We start from the raw sequence: 20987 nt of genomic DNA on the forward strand, positions 1-20987 counted from the left end.
CCGCTCCCCTCTCGGCTCTCTGCAGGTTTGCCTGACGCAGTCGCAGACGCAGGCGACTTGCGCGCGGCGCGTACCACGCGGCCGATGTTTCGGCATCAGGCAGGCGCGTCGTGGTCTGTGCACGCTAACGCCCCCTGCCATTTGACCGCATGACTTTCCGGCCGGGCCCGATGCCTGCTGCCTCGGGCACACTCACCGCACGTCCACTGCCGCGGCGTGCGCTTGCGGCAGCGCGGATATGCGCATTCCACAAGGAACGTCATGCAGATTCCCTCCTATCCCAAAGCGGGCGGCGGCGACACAGCCGATGCACGTTCCGCTCCATCACCGGTCGTGCCCACCCGACTGCGACGTCGCAAGCTGTGGTCGGCGGCGCTCACGCTCATCACGCCCTGCATCGCACAGGCACAGGTGGACCTGTCGCAACTGGATGCAGAGATGGCCGCGCCACGCACGCAGGTGCTGGTTCTTGGCAGCGTACACCTGTCGCAGTTACCCAAGGGCAGCGATGTCTCTGCCGCGCGCCTGCAACCGTTGCTTGACCGGCTGGCGGCCTACAAGCCCACCATCATCACGACGGAGAATCTTTCGGGCGAAACCTGCGATTTGATGCGCAGACATCCCATGATCTATCTGCCGGAAGACACCACCACCTATTGTCCGGACACCACCGAGGCTGCGCGGGCCACTGGTCTGGATGTGCCAACCGCCATTGGCCAGGCGCGTACCGCACTGAAGTCCTGGCCGGACGCACCGACGGCGGCACAACGTCGCCGGCTGGCGGCGTTGTTTCTTGCCGCGGGCGATCCCTCCTCTGGGCTCGTGCAATGGCTGCAGCTGGCGCACGCAGAGCAGCACGCCGGCGACGGGTTGGATGCCGTGCTGGTCGCCCACTTGCGCAAGGCAGAGGACCACCCCAACGAGAGCAACCAGATCGCCGCGCGGCTGGCAGCACAGCTTGGTTTACAGCGTGTGTACCCGGCCGACGATCACACCGGCGACAACGTCGATCTGGGCGATCCGGCGGCCTACGGCAAGGCAATTCAAGCAGCCTGGGACAAGGCCGCGCCGCGAGCACGTGCCATGCGTGCGCATGAAGACACCCTGGCTGGCGAAGGCAGACTGCTGGAGCTCTACCGCGCGATCAATCTACCAGCCAGCCAGCAGTTGGCCATCGCGGTGGATTTTCGCGCCGCATTGAGCGAAAGCTCGACGCAGCACTATGGTTATCGCTACGTCTCCGGTTGGGAAATCCGCAACCTGCGCATGGTGTCCAATGTCCGCGCCAGCTTTGCCGACCAACCCGGTGCACGCGTGCTTGCAGTGGTCGGTGCCATGCACAAGCCCTGGTTCGATCAGTGGCTAGGCCAACTACAGGGCGTGGATGTCGTGGACGCAGCGCAGGTGTTGGGCAGTGACGAGCAATGACGGCGATGAGTACCACGATTGCAGCATGATGCTTTTGGTCAAGTGCACAGTGACGTCATTGCGTCTGAATTGCAGCAAATACCGCAGCGTCGAGGGTGGCGTCCTCACCGCTCGTGGGGCCGTGGGCGGTATGGATGCCGCGCCAGAGCTTATAGGGACGTACTTACAGCGTGTCCTGCGATGGTGGGTGGGCAAGGGCTCTGCAGCACACGCAAGACGTCGAGGGCGCGGTGCCCTCACCGCTCGCGGGACACGCCGTAAACCCATCCATGGGGGCTCCGTGGCGGCATCCATGCCGCCAAGGGTCCCGCAATCGGTGAGGACACCGCACCAGACAGTTGGCTGGTGGTTCTACTGAAGAGCGAAGATACCGCGTCGCACGGTTTACTGGTTGCTCTGTTAAAAGCTCTGCACACCGACCAACGCGACTGGTCCTTGCCCGCTCACCGTCGCGGGACCCTTGGCGGCATGGATGCCGCCACGGAGCTTACATGGACGTACTTGCAGCGTGTCCTGCGATGGTGGGCGGGCAAGGGCCTTGCAGCAAAGGCGCAGATGATCCGCTCTCCGCCTGATCTGTCCGTCATGAGCAATCAGGTCGAGACGCCTGCACTGTGCGCACTGCGATCACTTGGCTGTCTTCACGTCTGGTCGAGGGCGCGGCGCCCTCACCGCTCGCGGGACACGCCGTAAATCCATCCATGGGGGCTCCTTGGCCGCATCAATGCCGCCAAGGGTCCCGCAATCGGTGAGGACACCGCACCAGATAGTTGGCTGGTAGTTTTATTGAAGAACCAAGAAGCCACAGCAGAGCCCTGATAGTTACTTGGTTGAAAACTCTACGCACCGACCAACTTGATTGGTCCTTGCCCGCCCATCGTCGCGGGACCCTTGGCGGCATGGATGCCGCCACGGAGCTACATGGACGTACTTGCAGCGTGTCCCGCGATGGTGGGCGGGCAAGGGCCCTGCAGCAAACGCGAAGAACTCGAGCGCGCGGTGCAACCACCAGATAGTTAGCTGGTGGCTTTATGGAAGAACAAAATCATCGCACCAGAAATTCTGCTGGCTGTTTGATCGAAAGCTCTGCGCACCGACCATCTCCACTGGTCCTTGCAGCCAAGCAGCAGACGGATGTCGCCGGGTGGGCGATCAGACCGACCGCCGTGTACCCGGCGGATCAGAACGACCACGGCAGTCGTCCACTCCGCGCCGCTTAGGTCAACACATCCAGCAAGCTGCCCAACATCTCGTCGGAGCGCCGCAGCGCGGTGGCATTTGCCTGGAAATCGTTGCGCGCCGACAGCCCTTCCACCAGATCGGTGGCCGGCGCCGATGGATCGGCACCGGCATCGACCACGCTGGCGGCCACGCCGCCATTGGCCTGCGTGCTGGCGGCAACGGCCTGCCGTGGGCTGCCGTCCACCGGCTGGCGCGCCACGTTGCTGGCGGCCACCTGCTGGCGCAGTGCGGCCACCTGCATTCCGGAACTGGCGATGCTGTTGATGCTCATGATGGCTCCGGTGCAAAAACTACAAAAAAAGCGAGGGCGCGCGTCTACTCACCAGCCGGCGCAGCGCCGATCACAACCGCGCCGCGCTGCTGTCGCGTTTACTGCAAGCTAACCGCTGGCTAGCCTTTACGCGGATGGACCCAGCGAACAGCAACTGCGACCCATCTGCTCCACATCCACATGTCCTACCTGGCAACTGCGACAACGCCGGCCTCACGGCTGCACGGTCGCCTCGCCCACGCTCAATACGTGCCCACCCGCACGCGCAACACCACAGGCACATTGCCGGCCGCATCCACACGCCCGAAGTTGAGCCCGTAGTCGGTCTGGTCGCCGTTGAGCTGCCTTTCTACCTGCCAGCGCCCATCGACATACCGCCCCTGCTCCACCCGCAACAGTTGTCCATGACGGGTATCGGCCGCGTCGCGGAAAAATTCAATGCGCGCAGCCATGCCGGTCACCAGAAATTCTTCCGGCCCCAGCTGGGCTACCAGCAACCGGCCTGCATGGTCGTCGTTGCCGGGCAGAATGGGCGGCGCATCGCCCCATAGTGGCGCACCGAACGACACCTTGGCCTCCCACTCGCCGAAGCGCAGCGTGCGCTGCGGTGCGCCGGGTTGTTCGGCCACCGCCTGCAGCCGGCCGTCGAAGGCGGCCTGCGCCAGAATTCGCTGCATCGGCGCAAGCAGCTTGAAGTTGGCCGCGTGCGCAGCGATTGCGGCGCGATTGGCCTCGCTGTCGGGGTTGCCATCCATGCCGAACACCGAAAAACCGATCCCGCCCTGCCCCAGCACATGGAACAGATAGGGCGCGGTGGCCGCTTCGAAGCCGGTTTCCGACACCCAGGCCGGGTTGTCGGGCCGCGCGTACTGGCCGATGACCTTGGTGTATTCGTTGTAATCGTTGGTGTAGATGTCGGTGCCGATGAAGTCGATCGACGGCGTGGCCGCGCGCCAGAGCGCGAACATGTTCACCGTGGCACCGCCGGAGGGATAGTCCATGCCTGGATAGCGCTTGCCCTTGTAGCGCAGCCAGGTATTGACGTAGAGCGGCAGTGGATACGTACGCTTGCCGGCGGCAGCCACCTGCTCGATGTAGGCGGCGGTGGCATGCGCGTTGAACGCTTCGGCCGCTTCGGCGCCGAACAGGTGCTGCCAGCTGCCCTGCGGCTTGCCCAGTGCGCGCGCGATCTCGGCCGGCACCGGTTGTGCGAACGCGGCCTCGCCGGCGGGGCCATGGTCGCGCACGGTGCCGATCGCACCGGGTTCGTTTTCCACCTGCACCAGGATCACCGTGTGGCGGTCGCCATCCACCTTGCGCAGGTGCCGCATCAACGCGGTGAAGGCGCGCGCATCGGCCTGCATGTTGGCGGCCACATGCGGCGACAGCACGTCCACCGGTTCGCCATTGGCATCGCGCATGCGTGGGTACGTGGTCTCGTCGCGCTTGATCCACTCCGGCACGTAATGCATCTGGCCGTTCTTCCAGCTGCCGAACCACAGCAAGGCCACGCGTAGGCCACGCTTGCGGGCCCCGGCAATCAGCGCATCCACATTGGTGGTATCGAAGCGGCCCTGCATCGGCTCGAACTGCTCCCAATACACCGGCGCTTCCACGGTGTTGGCATGCAGCGCGACCACCTCATCCAGCGCCTTGGGCAGCACGGCTGGCCAGGCACTGGAGTTGTGCAGCTGCGCGGCCAGCACGGTGTATGGCGCGCCATCGACAAACAGCGCATGACGGCCGTTCTGGGTGACGAAGCGCGGCAGTTCTGCTGCGCTGGCAAGCAGCGGCACACCGACTGCAAGTAACACCAGCGACCACAGCAGCGCCGCGAAGCGGCCACGCGGCTGCGGTATTTTCAGGGCAAGCACATGCATCATCGCGCCTCCGACGGTAGTGAGTTCCAGTTCGGCGTGGGTTCGTTGCGCAGGTGGCGCACGAAGAAGTCGTATTGACGGCGTTGCACGTAGTCGATCGGCCCGCTGGAGCGGCCCACCGAATGCTCGCCACCGGGCACGTTGAGCAGATCGAATTGCTTGCCGGCCTTGATCAAGGCATCGACCACCTGCGCAGTGGAGGCCGGGTCGACATTGCTGTCCTGCTCGCCGACGATCAGCAGCAGGTCGCCCTGCAGCTTGCTGGCGTTGACCACGCCGGATGCCTGCGCATAGCTCGCATCCACCGGCCAGCCCATCCACTGCTCGTTCCAGCTGATCTTGTCCATGCGGTTGTCGTAGCAACCGGCAAACGCCACGCCCACCTTGTAGAACTCCGGATGGCGTTCGAGTGCACCCAGCGTGCTCTGCCCGCCGGCCGATGCGCCATAGATGCCGACCCGGCTGATGTCGTACGAAGGATCCTTCGCGGCCAGCGCGTGATGCCAGGCGATGCGGTCGGCAAAGCCGGAATCGCCCAGATTTTTCCATGCCACATCGTGAAACGCCTTGGAACGGTTGGCGGTGCCCATGCCATCGATCATCACCACGATGAAACCCAGATCGGCCTGCGCCTGCATGCCGATCTGCTTGTCGCCGCCGGAGTGGTAGCCGAACGGCCAGAACGTCTTGGGCACGAAGGCGTCGTGCGGCCCGGCGTAGATGTTTTCGATCACCGGGTATGTTTTGCGCGGGTCGTAATCGCGCGGGCGCACCACCATGCCCCAGATATCGGTGCTGCCATCGCGGCCCTTGGCCACGAAGGTCTCCGGCGCACGCCAGCCGGCGGCCTGCAGCCTGCCGATATCGCCGCGCTCAACGGTGCGCAGCAGTTGCCCATCGATGGCGTGCAGCTCCATCACCGGCGGCAGGTCCGGGCGCGAATACACATCCACGTAATGCCGGCCATCGTCGGCAATGGCCACATCGTGATCCGCATTGGCGTTGGTGAGCCGGGTCAAGTGGCGGCCATCGAAATCCACGCGGTAGAGCTGCCGGTAGTACGGGTCCTTGCCGGCGTCCATGCCGCTGGCGGCGAACCAGATGCGGCGCTGCGCATCGTCCACGCGCAGCACATCGCGCACCACCCACTGCCCGCGCGTGATCTGGCGTTTGACCTTGCCGCTGCGGCCATCGAACAGATACAGGTGCCGCCAACCGTCACGTTCTGAAATCCACAACACCTCATCGCCGCGCCCATCCACGTCGTGGCGAAAGCTGCGATCGGCATACACGAACGTGCGCGCATCTTCGCCAACGGCCACATGCGCGCGTGCAGTGCGCGCATCCACTGCAATCACGCGCATATGCTGAAAGCCACGCTGCACATACTCGAAGCTCACACTGCGGCCATCGCTGCGCCATTGCAGCGGCGACAACGAATATGGCGTGGCGAACAAGGCGTTATCCACCACGCGCCGGCTGCCATCCACGGCCAGCAGCACCGGCCGTTCCACATCCACCGCATCGCCCGGCTTGGGATACAGCTGGGTGTGCACTACCGGCTGAAGGCGACCGGCCGGTGCGGCCTCCACACGGGTGACCCGGCGCGCAGTGCCCGGCCGTACCCGATACACCGCCAGCTGCTGCGAATCGGGCGACCAGGCAATACTCTCCGGATCGAAATAGTCTTCCGCACGGCCATCGTCGGTGCGCTGGACCAGCTGGCCATCGGCCACCCGGCGCACGACCAGGTTCCAGCCATCGGCCAGCGCCTCCCACTGCCCGTCGGGCGAACGGCGTGGCGTGGTATCGGCCGCCACGTCCGGGTCGCGCACCACGCCAAAGCCGCGCGGCCGCTGTTGCCCCTGCGGCTGCCGGCCGGGATCGTCGGGCGCGCAGCGGTAGGTGGTCAAGGTACAGCGCCACGCAGCGTCCTCGATGGCGAACACGATCGCCCCGTCCTCACGCGCGCCTTCCTGCGCATACGCAAACCGCTCGAATGGCAACATCAACGCCGCATAGGCAGTGCCGGTGGCTGCCTGCAGCGCCTGGGCCACGCGCGCCTGATCGAAGGCGGGCTGCTTGTGCAACGTGGCGACGTCCACGCGCATGAAGGCAAACCCACCTGGCACCGTCTTGCGGTAATGGAACCTGCCGTTGTCCTGCCAGTACGCCGGCCAGGCGACGTTCTCGGTCAGCGTGCTCCAGTGCGCGCGCAGGCCCAGCGAACGATGGTAATCGGCCACGCTAGGTGCGGCTTGCGCAGCGGTTGCAAGCAACAGCACGCATGCGGCCATGGTGCGCGAGGCCTGCGCCAGCCATGCGCAGCGCAAGGCATCACTCACCATCGTCCTCCTCCAATGCCAGTTCATCGCTGCGCAGGCCGCTGCGCGCACCCCAGTGGTAGATGAAGAACGCGATCACCGCCACGCTCAACGTATCGAACGGATGCGCGATCCAGCCGTGTCCACCGAAGGTGCCGGCCCACGACACCAGCATCACCAGCACGAAGAACACGATCAGCCACAACGACGCGCGTACCTGCCGCAACAGGCGGGTACGGCCTTCGCGCGATGGCAGGCGATACAGCACGTACAGCGCAAACGCCAGCACCTGCAAGCCAAGCAACCACGACAACGTGGGCCAGGTGGACCAGTACACGATCAACGCCGCCACCATGAACGACAGCGGCCCCAATACCGTCAGGCCGCGGACGAAAAACGGGCGCGGCAATTCCGGCGCGCTGCGGCGCAGGGCTGCCACCGTCACCGGCGCCACCGCATAGCTCAGCACCAAGGCGGCCGATACCACGCCGATCAAGGTCTCCCAGGACGGGAACGGCAAGGTCCAGAAAATCGACAGGCCCAGGCTCAACCACAGGGCCGGGCGCGGAATGCCCGACGCCGGGTCCACCCGCGTCAGCACTGGCAGGAACCCGCCGCTACGTGCCCATCCGTACACCACGCGCGGGGTTGCATTCATGTAGATATTGCCGGTGCCGCTGGGCGATACCATGGCATCGCAGATCACCAGCGCCGCCAGCCACGCCATGCCCAGGGCCAGTGCGATGTCGTGGTATGGCAGCGAGAAGGCCTTGTCGATGCCGGTCCACCCTTGCGCCAGCTGTGCGGCCGGAATGCTGCCCAGAAACGCCAGCTGCAGCAGCACGTAGATCACCGTGGACAGCGCCACCGACAGGATCAAGGCGATGGGGATATTGCGCTGCGGGTCGCGCACCTCGCTGGCTACCGACACGATCGGGGTCAGCCCCAGATACGCGAAGATGATGCCGCCGGCTGAGATCGCCGCTTCCACCCCGGCCATGCCCGAGGGCGCGAACCCGTGCATGCTCAGATTGCCGGCATTGAAGTGCTTCATCAGCAGCACGATCACCAGGATCGGCACCAGGAACTTGAAGATGCTGACGATGTTGTTGGCCAGCGCGAAGGTCTTGACGCTGAAGTAGTTGAGCAGGAAAAACAGCACCAGCAAGGCCAGCTGCACCAGCCAGCCCCAGATGCTGGGGTGCGTGCTGTTGGGCTGACTCAACCACGGGAACCACGCCGCTGCATATTGCCGCGCCGCCTCCACTTCGATCGCGATCAAGCTTGAAAACCCGATGAGCGTGATGAAGCCAGTCAGCGAGCCGAGCAAGGCACCATGCGAATACTCCGGGTAGCGCACCACCCCACCAGCGCGCGGCAACGCCGCACCGAGTTCGCAATAGACCAGGCCCAGCAGCAAGACGGCGATGCCGCCGAGGATCCACGACACGATGCCTGCCGGCCCCGCAATGGAGGACACATGGCTGGCCGAAAACAACCACCCGGAACCGAAGATCGAACCCAGCCCGATAAAGGTCAGGTCGGTAAGGCTGAGCCGCTTGTGGAACTTGCCTTGCGTGGCCATGGTGCCCCCGTTGGAATGGTTGTAGCCGATTTCTAATTACTGCAGCTGTTCCCTTCTCCCTCCGGGAGAAGGTGCCCCGAAGGGGCGGATGAGGGCGCGGGCGCAGCCTCGTGCCATTTCGACCCTGAGCAGCTTCGCTCCGTACCCTCACCCCCCCCCCCCCGCTCCGCGCCCCGGCTCGCGCTTGTGGCACGGGCGCTCCAAGGCACGCGCGCCAGTGGCGTGCAAACTGTGCCTTCTCGCCCCGTCGGGAGAGGGGCTCGAACGACGCCCCCTTCTCCCTCCGGGAGAAGGTGCCCCGAAGGGGCGGATGAGGGTACGGGCGCAGCCTCGTGCCGATTTGGCTTTGCGCGGCTTCGCTCCGTACCCTCACCCCCCCCCCGCTCCGCGCCCCGGCCCGCGCTTGTGGCACGGGCGCTCCAAGGCACGCGCGCCAGTGGCGTGCAAACTGTGCCTTCTCGCCCCGTCGGGAGAGGGGCTCAGCATTGCTACTGCTTCGACACCTCCTGCGCCCAAGGCGACTTCCCGCCCTCGCCGATGAAACGGTCGATGCGCTGCTCCAGCACCGGTAGCGGCACCGAACCGGTTTCCAGGATCGCGTCGTGGAAGGCGCGGATGTCGAACTTCTCGCCGAGCGCGGCTTCGGCCTTGTGCCGCAATTCGATGATCTTCAACTCGCCCAGGTAGTACGACAGCGCCTGCCCCGGCCAGGCGATATAGCGGTCCACCTCGGTGGTCACTTCGTGTTCGCTCAGCGCGGTGTTGTCGCGCAGATATGCCTGCGCCTGTTCGCGCGTCCAGCCCTTGTGATGCAGACCGGTGTCGATCACCAACCGGCAGGCACGCCACATCTGATACGTGAGATAGCCGAAGCGGTCATAGGGCGTGTCGTACATGCCCATTTCCTGGCCCAGGTACTCCGAATACAACGCCCAGCCTTCGCCATACGCGGAGATGTAGCCGTAGCGGCGGAACTCCGGCAAGCCCTGCGCCTCCGCCGCCAACGGCATCTGCAATGCGTGGCCGGGCGACGACTCATGCAAGGTCAGCGCGGTCAGGTTGTACAGCGGCCGCGACGGCAGGTTGTAGGTGTTGACCAGATAGATGCCCGGGCCGCCACGACCGCCGGTATAGAACGGCGCCAGCTCCGGCGGCACCGGCTCGATGGCGAAGCGGCGTCGCGGCAGCCGGCCAATGTAGTCGCCTACCTTGGCATCCACGCGCTTGGCGATCCACGCCGCCTGCTTGAGCAGCTCGTCCGGCGTCTTGGCATAGAACTGCGGGTCGGTGCGCAGGAAATGCAGGAATGCCGGAAACACCGCCTGCCCGGCCGGCCCTTTGAAGCCGCTGGCTGCGATGGTCTGGTCCATCTGCGTCCGCAGCTTGGCAACCTCGTCCAGACCGATCTGGTGGATCTGATCGGGGCTCACCTCCAGCGTGGTGAACTCGCGGATCTGCGCGCGGTAATAGTCCTTGCCATCCGGCAGCGCTTCACCGGCCAGCGTGGTGCGCGCACGCGGCTGATACTCAGTGCGGATGAAGTCCAGCAAATTGGCATACGCCGGCACCACCTGCGCGTTGATGGTCTCCACGGCCTGCGCCCGCAGTTGCGCCTGCACCGCTGCCGGCACGGTGGCCGGCATCTGCTTGAACGGTGCGTAGAACAGATTGGCCTGACCCTTGGCCTGCGCCACATCGGCGATGGATTGATCGCGGCCGGTCAGCGTGACCTTTGGCTGGCTGAAACCACGCGCCAGCCCGGCGCGCATGTTGTCGGTGTGCTCGGCGAAACAGCGCGGGATATCGGCCAGCATCTTCAGATAGCGCTGATAATCCTCGCGCGTGCGCAACTTGGCCTCGGCGCTGAAGCCCAGGTCGCTCCAGAACGCCGAGTCGCTGTTGAACGGCATTTCCCAGGCGCGAAAACGCTGCTGATCCAGCAGCACCAGCAATTGCTGGCGGTACACCTGGTAACTGACCTGATCTTCGGCCGGCAGCTGCGCCTGCGGGATGGCATCCAGTTCCTTCAACGCCTGTTGCCAGTACGCCGTGCGCTGGTTCTGCGTGGCCACGTCCACCTTGGGTAGATGGTCGGATTGTTGTTCCTGCGTGGCCTGGTTGTCTTCATCCACCGCACCCGACAACTGCGCCTGCCGCCAGCGCCATTCGCGCGTGTACAGCGCTTTGAAACGTGCCGCCGCGCTGTCTTGCGTGCTTGCTGCGGGTGCGGGTGCTGCGGCTTGCGCCTGCACGGCGGCGGCGCCCAGACCGGAGGCAATCAACACGCTCAATGCGCTTGCGCGCCAGATGCGGCTGGTCCTCATCCGCGTGCCTCGGGTGCCACCTTGGCCTGCGCAATCCACTGCCGCACGCGCTGCTGCAACAGTGCCAGCGGCATCGCGCCGCCGCCGAGCACCGCATCGTGGAAGGCGCGCACATCGAAACGATCGCCCAGCTCTGTTTCCGCTTCCGCGCGCAATGCCAGGATCTGCAGCTGACCGAGCTTGTAGCCCAGCGCCTGGCCGGGCCACACGATGTAGCGGTCGGTTTCGGACTGGATGCTGGGCTCGTCGTCGGACGGATGCGCGTGGAAGAAGTCCACCATCTGCTGGCGATTCCAGTGCTTGTAGTGCACACCGGTGTCGAGCACCAGCCGGTTGGCGCGCAGCAACTCGCCGGACAGGCGGCCGTAGTCGTTGTACGGGTCCTTGAAGAAACCGATCTCCTTGCCCAGCCGCTCGGCATACAGCGCCCAGCCTTCGATATAGGCGTTGTAGCCGGCCTGCTGGCGGAACGGCGGCAGGGGCAACGTCTGCGCAAGCGAGATCTGCAGGTGATGCCCGGGCACGCCTTCGTGATAGGCGGTGGTTTCGATGTTGATCAGCGTGCGGCTGGCGAAGTCGCTGGTGTTGACCTTCACGATCGCCGGCTTGGTGCCTTCGGGATTGCTTTGCCAATACTCGGCGCCGGGTGCGCTGCGGCGGAAGGCCGGCATCGCCTGCACCTCCAGCGGCGTCTTGGGCAGATGCCCGAACAGCTTGGGCAGTTCCGGCTCCATCGCCGCGATGTACTGCCGGTATTGCTGCAGGATCTGTTCGCCGGAGCTGGCAAAGTGGCGCTTGTCGGTCTCCACCGCCTTGCGGAAGCTGGCCAGATCCGCAAAACCCTGCGCCTTGGCGATCACCGTCATCTCCCCTTCGATGCGCGCAACTTCCTTCAATCCGATCTGGTGGATCTCCTCCGGCGCCATGTCGGTGGTGGTCTGGGTGTGGACGGCGTAGCGATAACGGCGCTCGCCATCGGGCAGCGACCACACGCCTTCCTGCGCGCGCCCTTGCGCGGCGTATTCGTCGCGCACGAACGCAGCCAATTTGCCGTAGGCCGGGCGCACCTGCTGATCGATCGCGGCGAGCACCTGTTGACGCAGCGCGTCGCGTAGATCGGCCGGCACCGCCGCATCGAGCTTTTTCAGCGGCGAGGCGAACGGGCTCTGCTCGCCGGTCAACGCGGCAATCTTGTCGATCTGCTCGGGCAGGCGCTCCAACAGATAGCGCGGCTGGGTGAGGCCATCGGTCGCGCCCTGGCGCGACACCGCAATGACTTGCTCGATCACGGTCGGGATCGTCTGCAGACGCTTGATGTAATCCTGGTAATCCTTGGCGTTTTCGAACGGAAACGCATCACCATACCCGGCCAGCGCCAACTGCACGCCGCCGATGGGCTCCAGCGGCATCGTGTAGGTCTTGAGGTCGATGCCTTCCAGCTTGTCGCGCAATTGACCCAGCATCATCTGCAGGCTGAGCTGGCGTTGCTCGTCCAGCGCCTTGGCATCCACTGCTTCAAACTGCGTGAGCAGGTCCGCGGTTGCGGCGCGCTCCGCCTGCACCGCTTCCAGCGAATAATCGCTCCAGCGGTCGTTGTAGCGCTTGTCGCCGATGATGCTGGCGAACTCCGGGTTGTGCTGCAGCTGGTATTGCCACTGTTTGTCCAGCAACGCATCGAAGGCCTTGGCGGCTTGTTCGCTATTGGCCGAGGCAGTGGTAGCGGACGCCGTCTCCGATGCCGGCGGTGCTGGCTTGCAGGCGGTAAACAATGCGGCGGCAAGCAGGCCGATGGCGACAGGACGCAGGTGGTTCATGCATTCACTCCAAGATGCGATGACGGTCGTAGGAGCGCGCTTGCGCGCGATGGGCGTTACCGATAACGGCCATCGCGCGCAAGCGCGCTCCTACGGGTACGGGAATCTGGGCAGGCTCACGCAAACGGTTGATCGATCGCCAGCGACGGCGGCGTAAACCACTGCGCGCCCGCGTCGGTGACATGGAAATGGTCTTCAAGCCGCACGCCGAACTCACCGGGTACCACGATCATCGGCTCGTTGCTGGCGCACATGCCCGGCTGCAGTGGCTGCGCATTGCCGCGCACCAGATACGGTGCCTCATGAATCGCCAGACCACAGCCGTGGCCGGTGCGATGCGGCAGGCCGGGCAAGCGGTAGTCCGGGCCCAGCCCTGCGGCTTCCAGCACCGTGCGCGCGGCCTGATCCACTGTCTCACAGGCCACACCGGGGCGGATCGCCGCAAATGCCGCTGCCTGCGCGGCCAGCTCCAGGTCCCAGATACGCTGCTGCGCGGCGTTGGGCGTGCCATAGATCCAGGTGCGGGTGATATCGGAATGGTAGCCCTGCACGGTGCAGCCGGTGTCGATCAGCACCAGCTCGCCTTCGCGCAGGTGCCGCACGCCCGGGATGCCATGCGGAAATGCGGTGGCATGGCCGTATTGCACGATGCAGAAGGTCGAACCGTTGTCCGCGCCCAGCGCGCGATGCGCCTCGTCGATGAAGCGCACCAGTTGATCGGTCCCGATGCCCTCGTGCGCGATGCCGGCGGCCAGCCGCTGCACCAGCAGGGTCATGTCGCAGGCCTGCTGCATCAACGCCAGCTCGGCCGGCGACTTGCACATGCGGCAGCCGTCGACGATCGCCCCCGCATCGCGGATCGCCGTGCCCAGATGCGCGCGCAGACCGGTGTGCACGGCGAAGGCAATGCCCGGGTCCAGCGCCAACGCATGCGCGTGGCGCTCGTCCATGGCCTGCACCACCAGCGCATACGGGTCGTCGTGTTCTTCCCATAAGTACTTGGCCACCGGGATCTTCAGCACCGCGTCCAGCGAGCCTTCTTCGAACGCAGGACACAACAGCACCGGCTCGCCATTCGACGTCAGCAGCAACGCCACCAGGCGCTCGCTCGCGCCCCATGGCACCCCGGTGAAATAGCGCAGCGAGGTGCCGGCGCCGATCAACAGCGCATCCACGCCCTGGCTGCGCATCAGGCTGCGTGCGCGCTCGATGCGGCGCTCGTATTCGTCCGCGGCGATCGGCGCGGCGCATTGCGTCCACGGCGCCAGCTGCGCACGCGCCTGCTCCAGCGACAGCCCGCCGATCTGTGCGCTCATGCACCTGCTCCCAGATCGGCCGTGCTCCATTGCCCATCGACCAGCCGCGCCACCCCGCCGGGATTGCGCTGGCGCAATTCCGCAGGCAGCAGTGCATCGGGCACCGCGTCATAACTGTGCAGGGCCGCAAAACGGCGGATTGCACCGGGCATGCCCACGGCGGTGAAGCCCGGGTGCCCGGTGCTCGGGAACGGGCCGCCGTGGTTCTGCGCGGCGCTCACGGCCACGCCGGTCGGCATCTTGCTGTTGATCAGCCGCCCGACCCGCGCGCGCAACACCGGCGCGATGGCCTGCCAGGCCGCATCGTCGCTGCCATCGCCGGCGCGATATAGCGTACCGGTGAGATTGCCTTCGAATGCCGCCGCCACCTGCGCCATCTGCGCTACGTCGGCTGCGCGCACCAGCAGGCTCACCGGGCCGAACGCTTCGGCCTGCAGTGCGTGCGGGTGGGCGATGAAGGCCTTTGCATCCACGCTCAACAAGGTCGGCGCGTAGCGGTAGCCATCCTCGCCGGTGTGCCCGCCCGCCAGTACGCTGGCACCGGCAGCGCGCAGGCTGGCCACCCCGCGTTGCACACCGTGCACACCGGCCGCCGAGAACAGCACCATCGGCATGGCCGCTTCGAAATGGGCCTTGGTGGCTGCAACGAAGGCATCGCCGGCCGCGCCGTGCGGCACCACCACCACGCCGGGATTGGTGCAGAACTGCCCGCTGCCCAGCGTGCAGGACGCAAAGAAGTCCTGCGCAAGCGCGTCGCCGCGTTCGGCCAGCGCACCCGGCAACAGGAATACCGGGTTGACGCTGGACAGCTCGGCGTAGAACGGCACGCCGGCCACATCGGCCGCTGCCTTCAGCGCCAGCCCGCCGGCACGGCTGCCGGTAAAGCCAATCGCGCCCAGTCGCGCATCGCCGGCCAGTCGCACGCCGATGGCGTTGTCGAAGTGATACAGCAACTGTACGGCCGCCGCCGGCAGCCCCGCTGCGACCAGCGCCTGATGCGCGAGCTGCGCCATGCGCTGACTGGTGGCCGGATGCAGCGGGTGCGCCTTGGCGATGACCGGGTTGCGCGCGGCAATGGCCGAGGCGAAATCGCTGCCGGCGATCGCATTGAAGGCGAACGGAAAATTGTTCGGGCCGAACACCAGCACCGGCTTGCCCAGCGGCGCCAGGTGCGAACGCAGATCGGCCGCGTTATCGATGACGGGATGGGTCCAGCTGTACGTGCGCACCGCCTGCGCGGCCTGGCGCAGTTGCCCGCTGGTGCGCGGTAGTTCGTTGCCACGCAAGCGTGTGGGCGAAGGCAACGCGGTTTCGGCGTGCGCCAAGGCGACCAGGGTGTCGGCATCGGCATCCAGCGCGTCGGCATAGGCGTCCAGGAAGGCGGCGATGCGCTCCACCGGTGCAGCCGCCAGTTCCGTTGCCACCGCCTGCGCTGCGGCGACGGCGGCTTCCACATCGTCCGCGCCACTGATCGGAAACTGCGGGCCGATCGGCTCGCCGGTGGTCGGGTCGGCAGCGCGGAAGCTGCCGGCCGCATGGCGGCTGGGTTGCCATTGGCCTGCCAGCAGCACCTCGGCGACGGTCGTGGGAATGGAGTGGTTCGTGTCGTTCATTGCGGCACCTTCGGTGACAGGGATGCAGGCCTGCGCACTGTGCGCCAGCGGCCGGCCAGAGAAGCGATGAGGATGCAGCACTGCATGCCACATCCGCAGCCGCCGACGCCTTGCCCCACGCGCAGGCACGGCGCGTGGGGCGAATCCGCACGCGCCGCACACTGTGCCTGCGAGTAGACGCAGCGTGCGATGGCCGTGCGCCATCAGGACAACCGAGAGCGGCTAACAGAACGTAGCGAGCGGTCGTCAGGCGGGTGCGGGCAGCGCGCTCAGAGCCGGAGTGTACGAGTGGTACATGCCGATCCGAGCACCGACCGTGCCTGCCTGGCGGCGGCGCAGGGGTGTTGCTAGCTGCTCTTCGGCGCCGTGGCGATGGCATGCTCGATCACCTTCAAGGCGGCATCGCGTTCAGCGCCAGCCACCACCAGCCGCGGCGCACGCACCTGCTCGCTGCCCATGCCCACCTTGGCCTGCACCAGCTTGATCAGCTGCACGAAGGTGGGCACGGTGTCCAGGCGCAGCAGCGGCAGGAACCAGTGGTAAAGCTCCTTGGCCGCCGGGTAACCGCCGTCGCGGGCGAGCTCGAACAGGCGCACCGATTCTTTCGGATACGCATTGACCAGGCCGGCGATCCAGCCCTTGGCGCCCATGCTCAGGCCTTCGACGATGGCATCGTCCATGCCGACCAGCAGCGCCAGGCGATCGCCCAGCAGTTCCTGCAGCGCGGCAAAGCGGCGCACATCGCCGGAGGATTCCTTCACGGCCTGCAGGTTGGGGAATTCGGCGGCCAGCTCGGCGATCTGCGCCGGGCCGAAATCGGTCTTGTAGGCGACCGGGTTGTTGTACAGGATCACCGGCAGGTCGGTGGCGCCGATCACCGCACGCACATGCGCGCCCATCTCACGCCAGTCGGTGGAGTACACGTACGGCGGCAGCACCATCAGGCCGCCGCAGCCGATATCCTTGGCCGCCTTGGCCAGTGCCACCGCTTCGCCGGTGGCCAGGCTGGCGATGCCCGGCACCACCGGCACGCGGCCGTTCAAGGCGGTGACCAACGTACGCAGGATCGCCAGCTTGTCGTCCACGCTCAAGGTCGCGGCCTCGCCCAACGAGCCCAGCGGCACGATCGCGGTGCAACCGGCATCCACCAGCTGGTTGGCATGCTTGCCGAGGAAGTCGTGGTCGATATCGCCACTGGCGGTGAACGGGGTGGTGATGGCCGGCAACACGCCGTGCCAGAACGCAGCAATGCTCATGGGTGATTCCCTTGCGAGTCGGAAGTGAACGAGTCGGCCAGCGCCGCGAGGCGGACCGGGAACAACGGCGGCCGGCGGCCGGCGTCGGTGGAAAGCTCGGGCGGGCAGCGGCCCAGTTCGGCCAGCGCAGCGGAGCAGATGCGGCCCTGGCAGGCGCCCATGCCGCAGCGTGAGGCCAGCTTGGCGTCGCGTGCATCGGTGAAGTTGTCCAACGCACCCATCGGCACGTCTTCGCAGCGGCAGATCAGCGTGTCCGGTTGCGCCAGCGTGCGGATGCGCGGGTCCAGCGCGAACTGCTGCTGCAACAGGTCGGCAAATGCACGCGCTGCGCGCCGCCGTGGTTGCAGGCGCAACGCCGCCTCCGGCGCATCGGCGGCCATGTGCCCGGCCATTGCGCCTTCGATCAAGGCGCAATCCCGCCCGCCGATGCCGCAGGCTTCGCCGGCGGCAAACACCTGGGTGACGCTGGTGCGCAGCAGCGCATCCACCTGCACCTGTTGGTGTGCCCCATACGCCTGCAGCTGGCAGCCAAGCAATTGCGCCAGCTCGGTATTGGGCACCAGGCCATAGCCCACCGCCAAGTGATCGCACGCGATGCGCGTGCGGCCGCCAGGCCCTTCCAGTTCGACTTCGCGCAGCTGGGTATTGCCATGCGCGGCGATCACCACGCTGCCGGCGCGATACGCCACTGCATGCAGCTGCAGGCGCAACGCGGCAGCCTGCGCGGCCTTGCCCGGCCAGCGCCACAACTGCAGCGCGAACTGGCGCAACGCGGCTGCCGAAGCCTGTTCGTGGATACCCAGCACCTGCGCGCCATGCCGTTGCAAGGTGGCCGCACTGGCCAGCAGCAGCGGGCCACTGCCGGCCACCAGCACGCGCTTGCCAGCCAGCGGCCAACCCTGCTTCGCAAGCGCCTGCGCCGCGCCGGCACCGGTGACGCCCGGCACGGTCCAGCCCGGAAACGGCAGCAGCAATTCGCGCGCACCGGTGGCCAGCACCAGGGCGGCGTAATGCAGTTGCAAGGTGCTGTCCGGGCCATCGGCCAACAACCAGCCCGGTTGCGCCAGCAGGATCTGCGTGCGCGTCAGCAGCGTGACTGCCGCATTGCCCTGCACCTGTTGCAGCAGCGCGCGCGCATCGGCCGGCGCACCGTGCCGTACATCGCTGCGCCACACCTGCCCGCCCGCACGCGGCTGCATGTCCACCACGCCCACGCGCACACCGTGACTGGCCGCCGCCTGTGCCGCGGCCAACCCGGCCGGGCCGGCGCCGATCACCAACACATCGAAATGCAGCACGCGCTCAGCCATCGGTGCGCACCTGCATACCCTCGCGTGCGTCCACCAGACAGGCGCGTTGCTGGCCGATACCATCGATCCGCACGCGGCATTCGAAACACACGCCCATGCCGCATAACGGCGCGCGCGGTTGCCCGCTGCTGGATCGCCGGAACTGCAGCGTGGCTTGCGCCACGGCAGCCGCCACGCTGGCACCGGCCGGCACCTCGACCGGCTGCGCATCCACGTGCAACCGCACTGTCGCGCTCATGCGGCCGTGCCCTGCACGGCGCGCGCCGGCGCGTACGGCATCGGGTCGATGGCCGGCGTGCGCCCGAGCAGGCTGTCCACGATCACCCGTGCGCTCCCCAGCGCCGTGGTGACGCCCAGCCCCTCGTGACCGGCGGCCACCCACACATCGCGCCGGCCGGGCACCGCCCCCAGATACGGCCGCCCATCCGGCGTGGCCGGGCGCAGCCCGGTCCATACGCGAATTGCCTGCAACTCACGCAGCACCGGCAGATACGCAAAAGCGCGCTGCAACATCTGCTGCAGCACCGGCATCGACAACGCGCGATCGCGCTCGCCGAACTGGCGCGAGGAGCCGATCAATATCTGCCCGGTCGGCCGCGGCTGCACATTGAAGGCCACACTGGTGTCGTCGGCGCCATGCGCCGAATCGGCATAACCGAGTTCCAGCAGCTGATGCCGGATCAACCCCGGGTGGCGGTCGGTGATCACCAGATGGCCCTTGCGCGGGCGCAACGCCAGCTCGGGCAGCAACTGCGGCAGGGCCACGCCACTGGCCACCAGCACCGGGCCGGCAAGCACCTGCCCGTCGTCCAGGCGCACCGCATGTTCCTGCAACTGCGCCACGCGGCGGCCGGCAAACACCTGCGCGCCGGCCTTGCAGGCCAGGCTCACCAGATGCCGGGCCACCCGCGGCGGATACACCACCGCTTCAGCGGGCACGCGCATGCCGCCGGCCAGGCCTGGCACCAGCTGCGGCTCCAGCGCATACAACTGCGCCGCATCGATCGCTTCTGCCTGCAGATCGGCAGCGGCCAGGCGCGCGATCTTGGCCGGCACCGCCGCCAGTTCGCGTGCGTCGCGGGCCACCCACAGCGTGCCGCAACGGCTGAATTCGGCTTCGCTCAGCGTGGCGAAGCGCTCCCACAGGCGCAGCGAATACGCCGACAAGGCCAGCTCGGCCGGGTCATCGTCCATCGCCACCAGGTGCCCCATCGCCGCGGCGGTGGCGCCGCCGCCGATCGGCCCCGGTTCGACGATCGCCACCCGCAGACCCTCGCCCGCCGCAGCCTCGGCGCAGGCGGCGCCCACGATGCCGGCACCGACCACGATCAGGTCGTAACTGCGCCGCGTGGAAGCGGCAGACGGTGCAGAGCCGGATTCGGATCCGGCAACGGAACCCGGCACAGGCGCAGATGTCGTCGCGGGCGATGGCGACGCGGGCAGCGCAGTCGACGTCCCGGCAATGGGATCAGGCACCAGTTCGGCCGACGCCATGGCCGACGCAACCACCGGCGCGGGCCGCACGGCCTCCATCAGGCCACGATGCCCCAGGCGAACGGGTCGGCCGGGTCGATCAGCAATTGCGCGCGCGCGGTGATGTACGCCTGCCCGCTGATGCGCGGCGCAATACCGCGCCCGCTCAGGCGATAACTGCCTTCGAACGCACTGCCCAGGATGCCTTGCTGCACCCAGCGCTCGCCCTCGCCCAGCTTGCCGTCGGCGGCCAGGCACGCCAGCTTGGCGCTGGTGCCGGTACCGCACGGCGAACGGTCGTAGGCCAGCCCCGGGCACAGCACGAAATTGCGCGCCACACCGCTGCCGTCGGGCGCGGCGCCGTTGACTTCGATATGGTCGATCTCGCCACCGCCCTCGCCGGTGATGCCGGCGGCCTGCAGCGCCAGCCGGATCGCTTCGGTGTAGGCAGTGAGCTCGCGTTGATGCGCCAGGTCCAGCGCACATGGCGCCTGCTCGGTGATGAAGAACCAGTTGCCGCCCCAGGCCACATCGCCGCGCACCGCGCCATGCCCCGGTACGTCCACCACCACACCGGCAGCCGCGCGATAACTTTCCACGTTGTCCACCCACACCGTGCCGTCGTCGGCCAGCTCCACGCCCACCGTGCCCACCGGCGTTTCGATACGGTGCCTGCCCGGCGCGATCCGCCCCAGCTCGGCCAGCGTGCGCACCACACCAATCGTGCCGTGCCCGCACATGCCCAGATAACCCACGTTGTTGAAGAAGATCACCCCGGTGCAGGCGCTCGGGTCGCGCGCCGGCAGCAGCAACGCGCCGACCATGGTGTCCGAGCCGCGCGGCTCGCAGGCAATCGCGCTGCGCCACTGGTCGAACTCGCGGCCGAACCGCTCGCGACACTGCGCCAGGTCGCCATCGCCCAGATCGGGGAAGCCGGCCAGGACCACGCGGGTGGGCTCGCCGGCCGTATGAGAGTCGATCACGTCGATGCTGTGCATGGCGCATGCTCCCACTGCCGGCCCGCGCACGACTAGCGTGCAATGCGAAGTGAAAATGCGGAAATCTGCACAATTACCAACCCGATGCATCGCCGCGCGTTTGCGCTAGGATCATTGCTGGGTTGCACCTTCGTGCAACCGTCAACTCGTGAC

General features: G+C 66.8%; 14 protein-coding genes and 1 other RNA gene. 1 reads left to right on the plus strand and 14 read right to left on the minus strand.

Annotation, left to right across the window (positions count from 1 at the left end):
- Window positions 1-261: 261 nt before the first annotated feature.
- Window positions 262-1428, plus strand: a complete 1167-nt coding sequence (locus ACCQ10_RS12595; protein WP_372360844.1) for a DUF5694 domain-containing protein — start codon at window positions 262-264, stop codon at window positions 1426-1428.
- A 1216-nt stretch (window positions 1429-2644) separates the two neighbouring features.
- On the opposite strand, the gene ACCQ10_RS12600 is transcribed toward ACCQ10_RS12595, so the two are convergent.
- From ACCQ10_RS12600 to ACCQ10_RS12665, 14 genes are all read right to left on the minus strand, one after another.
- Window positions 2645-2941 carry a flagellar basal body rod protein FlgC gene (locus tag ACCQ10_RS12600; RefSeq protein WP_372360845.1) on the minus strand — a complete coding sequence of 99 codons (297 nt, stop codon included), beginning with the start codon at window positions 2939-2941 and terminating at the stop codon, window positions 2645-2647.
- A 242-nt stretch (window positions 2942-3183) separates the two neighbouring features.
- Window positions 3184-4824, minus strand: a complete 1641-nt coding sequence (locus ACCQ10_RS12605) for a DUF5597 domain-containing protein (protein WP_372360846.1) — start codon at window positions 4822-4824, stop codon at window positions 3184-3186.
- Entirely contained in the window at window positions 4821-7169 is a 2349-nt protein-coding gene (locus tag ACCQ10_RS12610) for a S9 family peptidase (RefSeq protein ID WP_372360848.1), read from the minus strand. Before ACCQ10_RS12610 ends, ACCQ10_RS12605 begins: the two co-directional genes overlap by 4 nt.
- On the minus strand, window positions 7159-8730 hold the full coding sequence (locus tag ACCQ10_RS12615) for an APC family permease (RefSeq protein WP_372360849.1): 1572 nt from the start codon (window positions 8728-8730) through the stop codon (window positions 7159-7161). The genes ACCQ10_RS12610 and ACCQ10_RS12615 overlap by 11 nt, the downstream gene beginning before the upstream one ends.
- 488 nt (window positions 8731-9218) lie before the next feature.
- The gene (locus ACCQ10_RS12620; RefSeq protein WP_372360850.1) at window positions 9219-11054 is read right to left on the minus strand and encodes a DUF885 domain-containing protein; all 1836 of its coding nucleotides are present in this window, start codon (window positions 11052-11054) and stop codon (window positions 9219-9221) included.
- Complete coding sequence (locus ACCQ10_RS12625; protein WP_372360851.1) at window positions 11051-12868, minus strand: DUF885 domain-containing protein; 1818 nt, start codon at window positions 12866-12868, stop codon at window positions 11051-11053. The genes ACCQ10_RS12620 and ACCQ10_RS12625 overlap by 4 nt, the downstream gene beginning before the upstream one ends.
- A 116-nt stretch (window positions 12869-12984) precedes the next feature.
- On the minus strand, window positions 12985-14184 hold the full coding sequence (locus tag ACCQ10_RS12630; protein ID WP_372360852.1) for a M24 family metallopeptidase: 1200 nt from the start codon (window positions 14182-14184) through the stop codon (window positions 12985-12987).
- Entirely contained in the window at window positions 14181-15797 is a 1617-nt protein-coding gene (locus tag ACCQ10_RS12635; RefSeq protein ID WP_372360853.1) for an aldehyde dehydrogenase family protein, read from the minus strand. Before ACCQ10_RS12635 ends, ACCQ10_RS12630 begins: the two co-directional genes overlap by 4 nt.
- A 220-nt stretch (window positions 15798-16017) precedes the next feature.
- A non-coding RNA gene (locus tag ACCQ10_RS12640) (sX9 sRNA) lies at window positions 16018-16094 on the minus strand.
- 50 nt (window positions 16095-16144) lie between these two features.
- On the minus strand, window positions 16145-17053 hold the full coding sequence (locus tag ACCQ10_RS12645; RefSeq protein WP_039563791.1) for a dihydrodipicolinate synthase family protein: 909 nt from the start codon (window positions 17051-17053) through the stop codon (window positions 16145-16147).
- Window positions 17050-18363 (minus strand): FAD-dependent oxidoreductase, encoded by a 1314-nt coding sequence (locus tag ACCQ10_RS12650; RefSeq protein ID WP_372360854.1) that lies wholly within the window; start codon window positions 18361-18363, stop codon window positions 17050-17052. Before ACCQ10_RS12650 ends, ACCQ10_RS12645 begins: the two co-directional genes overlap by 4 nt.
- Entirely contained in the window at window positions 18356-18601 is a 246-nt protein-coding gene (locus tag ACCQ10_RS12655; RefSeq protein WP_179454009.1) for a 2Fe-2S iron-sulfur cluster-binding protein, read from the minus strand. Before ACCQ10_RS12655 ends, ACCQ10_RS12650 begins: the two co-directional genes overlap by 8 nt.
- On the minus strand, window positions 18598-19896 hold the full coding sequence (locus ACCQ10_RS12660) for an NAD(P)/FAD-dependent oxidoreductase (RefSeq protein WP_372360855.1): 1299 nt from the start codon (window positions 19894-19896) through the stop codon (window positions 18598-18600). Before ACCQ10_RS12660 ends, ACCQ10_RS12655 begins: the two co-directional genes overlap by 4 nt.
- Window positions 19896-20834, minus strand: a complete 939-nt coding sequence (locus tag ACCQ10_RS12665) for a proline racemase family protein (RefSeq protein ID WP_184375092.1) — start codon at window positions 20832-20834, stop codon at window positions 19896-19898. The genes ACCQ10_RS12660 and ACCQ10_RS12665 overlap by 1 nt, the downstream gene beginning before the upstream one ends.
- Window positions 20835-20987 lie beyond the last annotated feature (153 nt).

Source organism: Xanthomonas sp. NCPPB 1325 (assembly GCF_041477645.2).
GTDB classification, from domain to species: Bacteria; Pseudomonadota; Gammaproteobacteria; order Xanthomonadales; family Xanthomonadaceae; genus Xanthomonas; species Xanthomonas cannabis.

What these genes read in the sequence shown, in the direction of transcription:
- ACCQ10_RS12625 (WP_372360851.1), bottom strand. Translation starts at nt 12,868, where the DNA reads ATGAACCACCTGCGTCCTGTCGCCATCGGCCTGCTTGCCGCCGCATTG.
- ACCQ10_RS12660 (WP_372360855.1), bottom strand. Translation starts at nt 19,896, where the DNA reads ATGGAGGCCGTGCGGCCCGCGCCGGTGGTTGCGTCGGCCATGGCGTCG.
- ACCQ10_RS12595 (WP_372360844.1), top strand. Translation starts at nt 262, where the DNA reads ATGCAGATTCCCTCCTATCCCAAAGCGGGCGGCGGCGACACAGCCGAT.
- ACCQ10_RS12620 (WP_372360850.1), bottom strand. Translation starts at nt 11,054, where the DNA reads ATGAGGACCAGCCGCATCTGGCGCGCAAGCGCATTGAGCGTGTTGATT.
- ACCQ10_RS12605 (WP_372360846.1), bottom strand. Translation starts at nt 4,824, where the DNA reads ATGATGCATGTGCTTGCCCTGAAAATACCGCAGCCGCGTGGCCGCTTC.
- ACCQ10_RS12665 (WP_184375092.1), bottom strand. Translation starts at nt 20,834, where the DNA reads ATGCACAGCATCGACGTGATCGACTCTCATACGGCCGGCGAGCCCACC.
- ACCQ10_RS12645 (WP_039563791.1), bottom strand. Translation starts at nt 17,053, where the DNA reads ATGAGCATTGCTGCGTTCTGGCACGGCGTGTTGCCGGCCATCACCACC.
- ACCQ10_RS12600 (WP_372360845.1), bottom strand. Translation starts at nt 2,941, where the DNA reads ATGAGCATCAACAGCATCGCCAGTTCCGGAATGCAGGTGGCCGCACTG.
- ACCQ10_RS12615 (WP_372360849.1), bottom strand. Translation starts at nt 8,730, where the DNA reads ATGGCCACGCAAGGCAAGTTCCACAAGCGGCTCAGCCTTACCGACCTG.
- ACCQ10_RS12635 (WP_372360853.1), bottom strand. Translation starts at nt 15,797, where the DNA reads ATGAACGACACGAACCACTCCATTCCCACGACCGTCGCCGAGGTGCTG.
- ACCQ10_RS12655 (WP_179454009.1), bottom strand. Translation starts at nt 18,601, where the DNA reads ATGAGCGCGACAGTGCGGTTGCACGTGGATGCGCAGCCGGTCGAGGTG.
- ACCQ10_RS12610 (WP_372360848.1), bottom strand. Translation starts at nt 7,169, where the DNA reads ATGGTGAGTGATGCCTTGCGCTGCGCATGGCTGGCGCAGGCCTCGCGC.
- ACCQ10_RS12630 (WP_372360852.1), bottom strand. Translation starts at nt 14,184, where the DNA reads ATGAGCGCACAGATCGGCGGGCTGTCGCTGGAGCAGGCGCGTGCGCAG.
- ACCQ10_RS12650 (WP_372360854.1), bottom strand. Translation starts at nt 18,363, where the DNA reads ATGGCTGAGCGCGTGCTGCATTTCGATGTGTTGGTGATCGGCGCCGGC.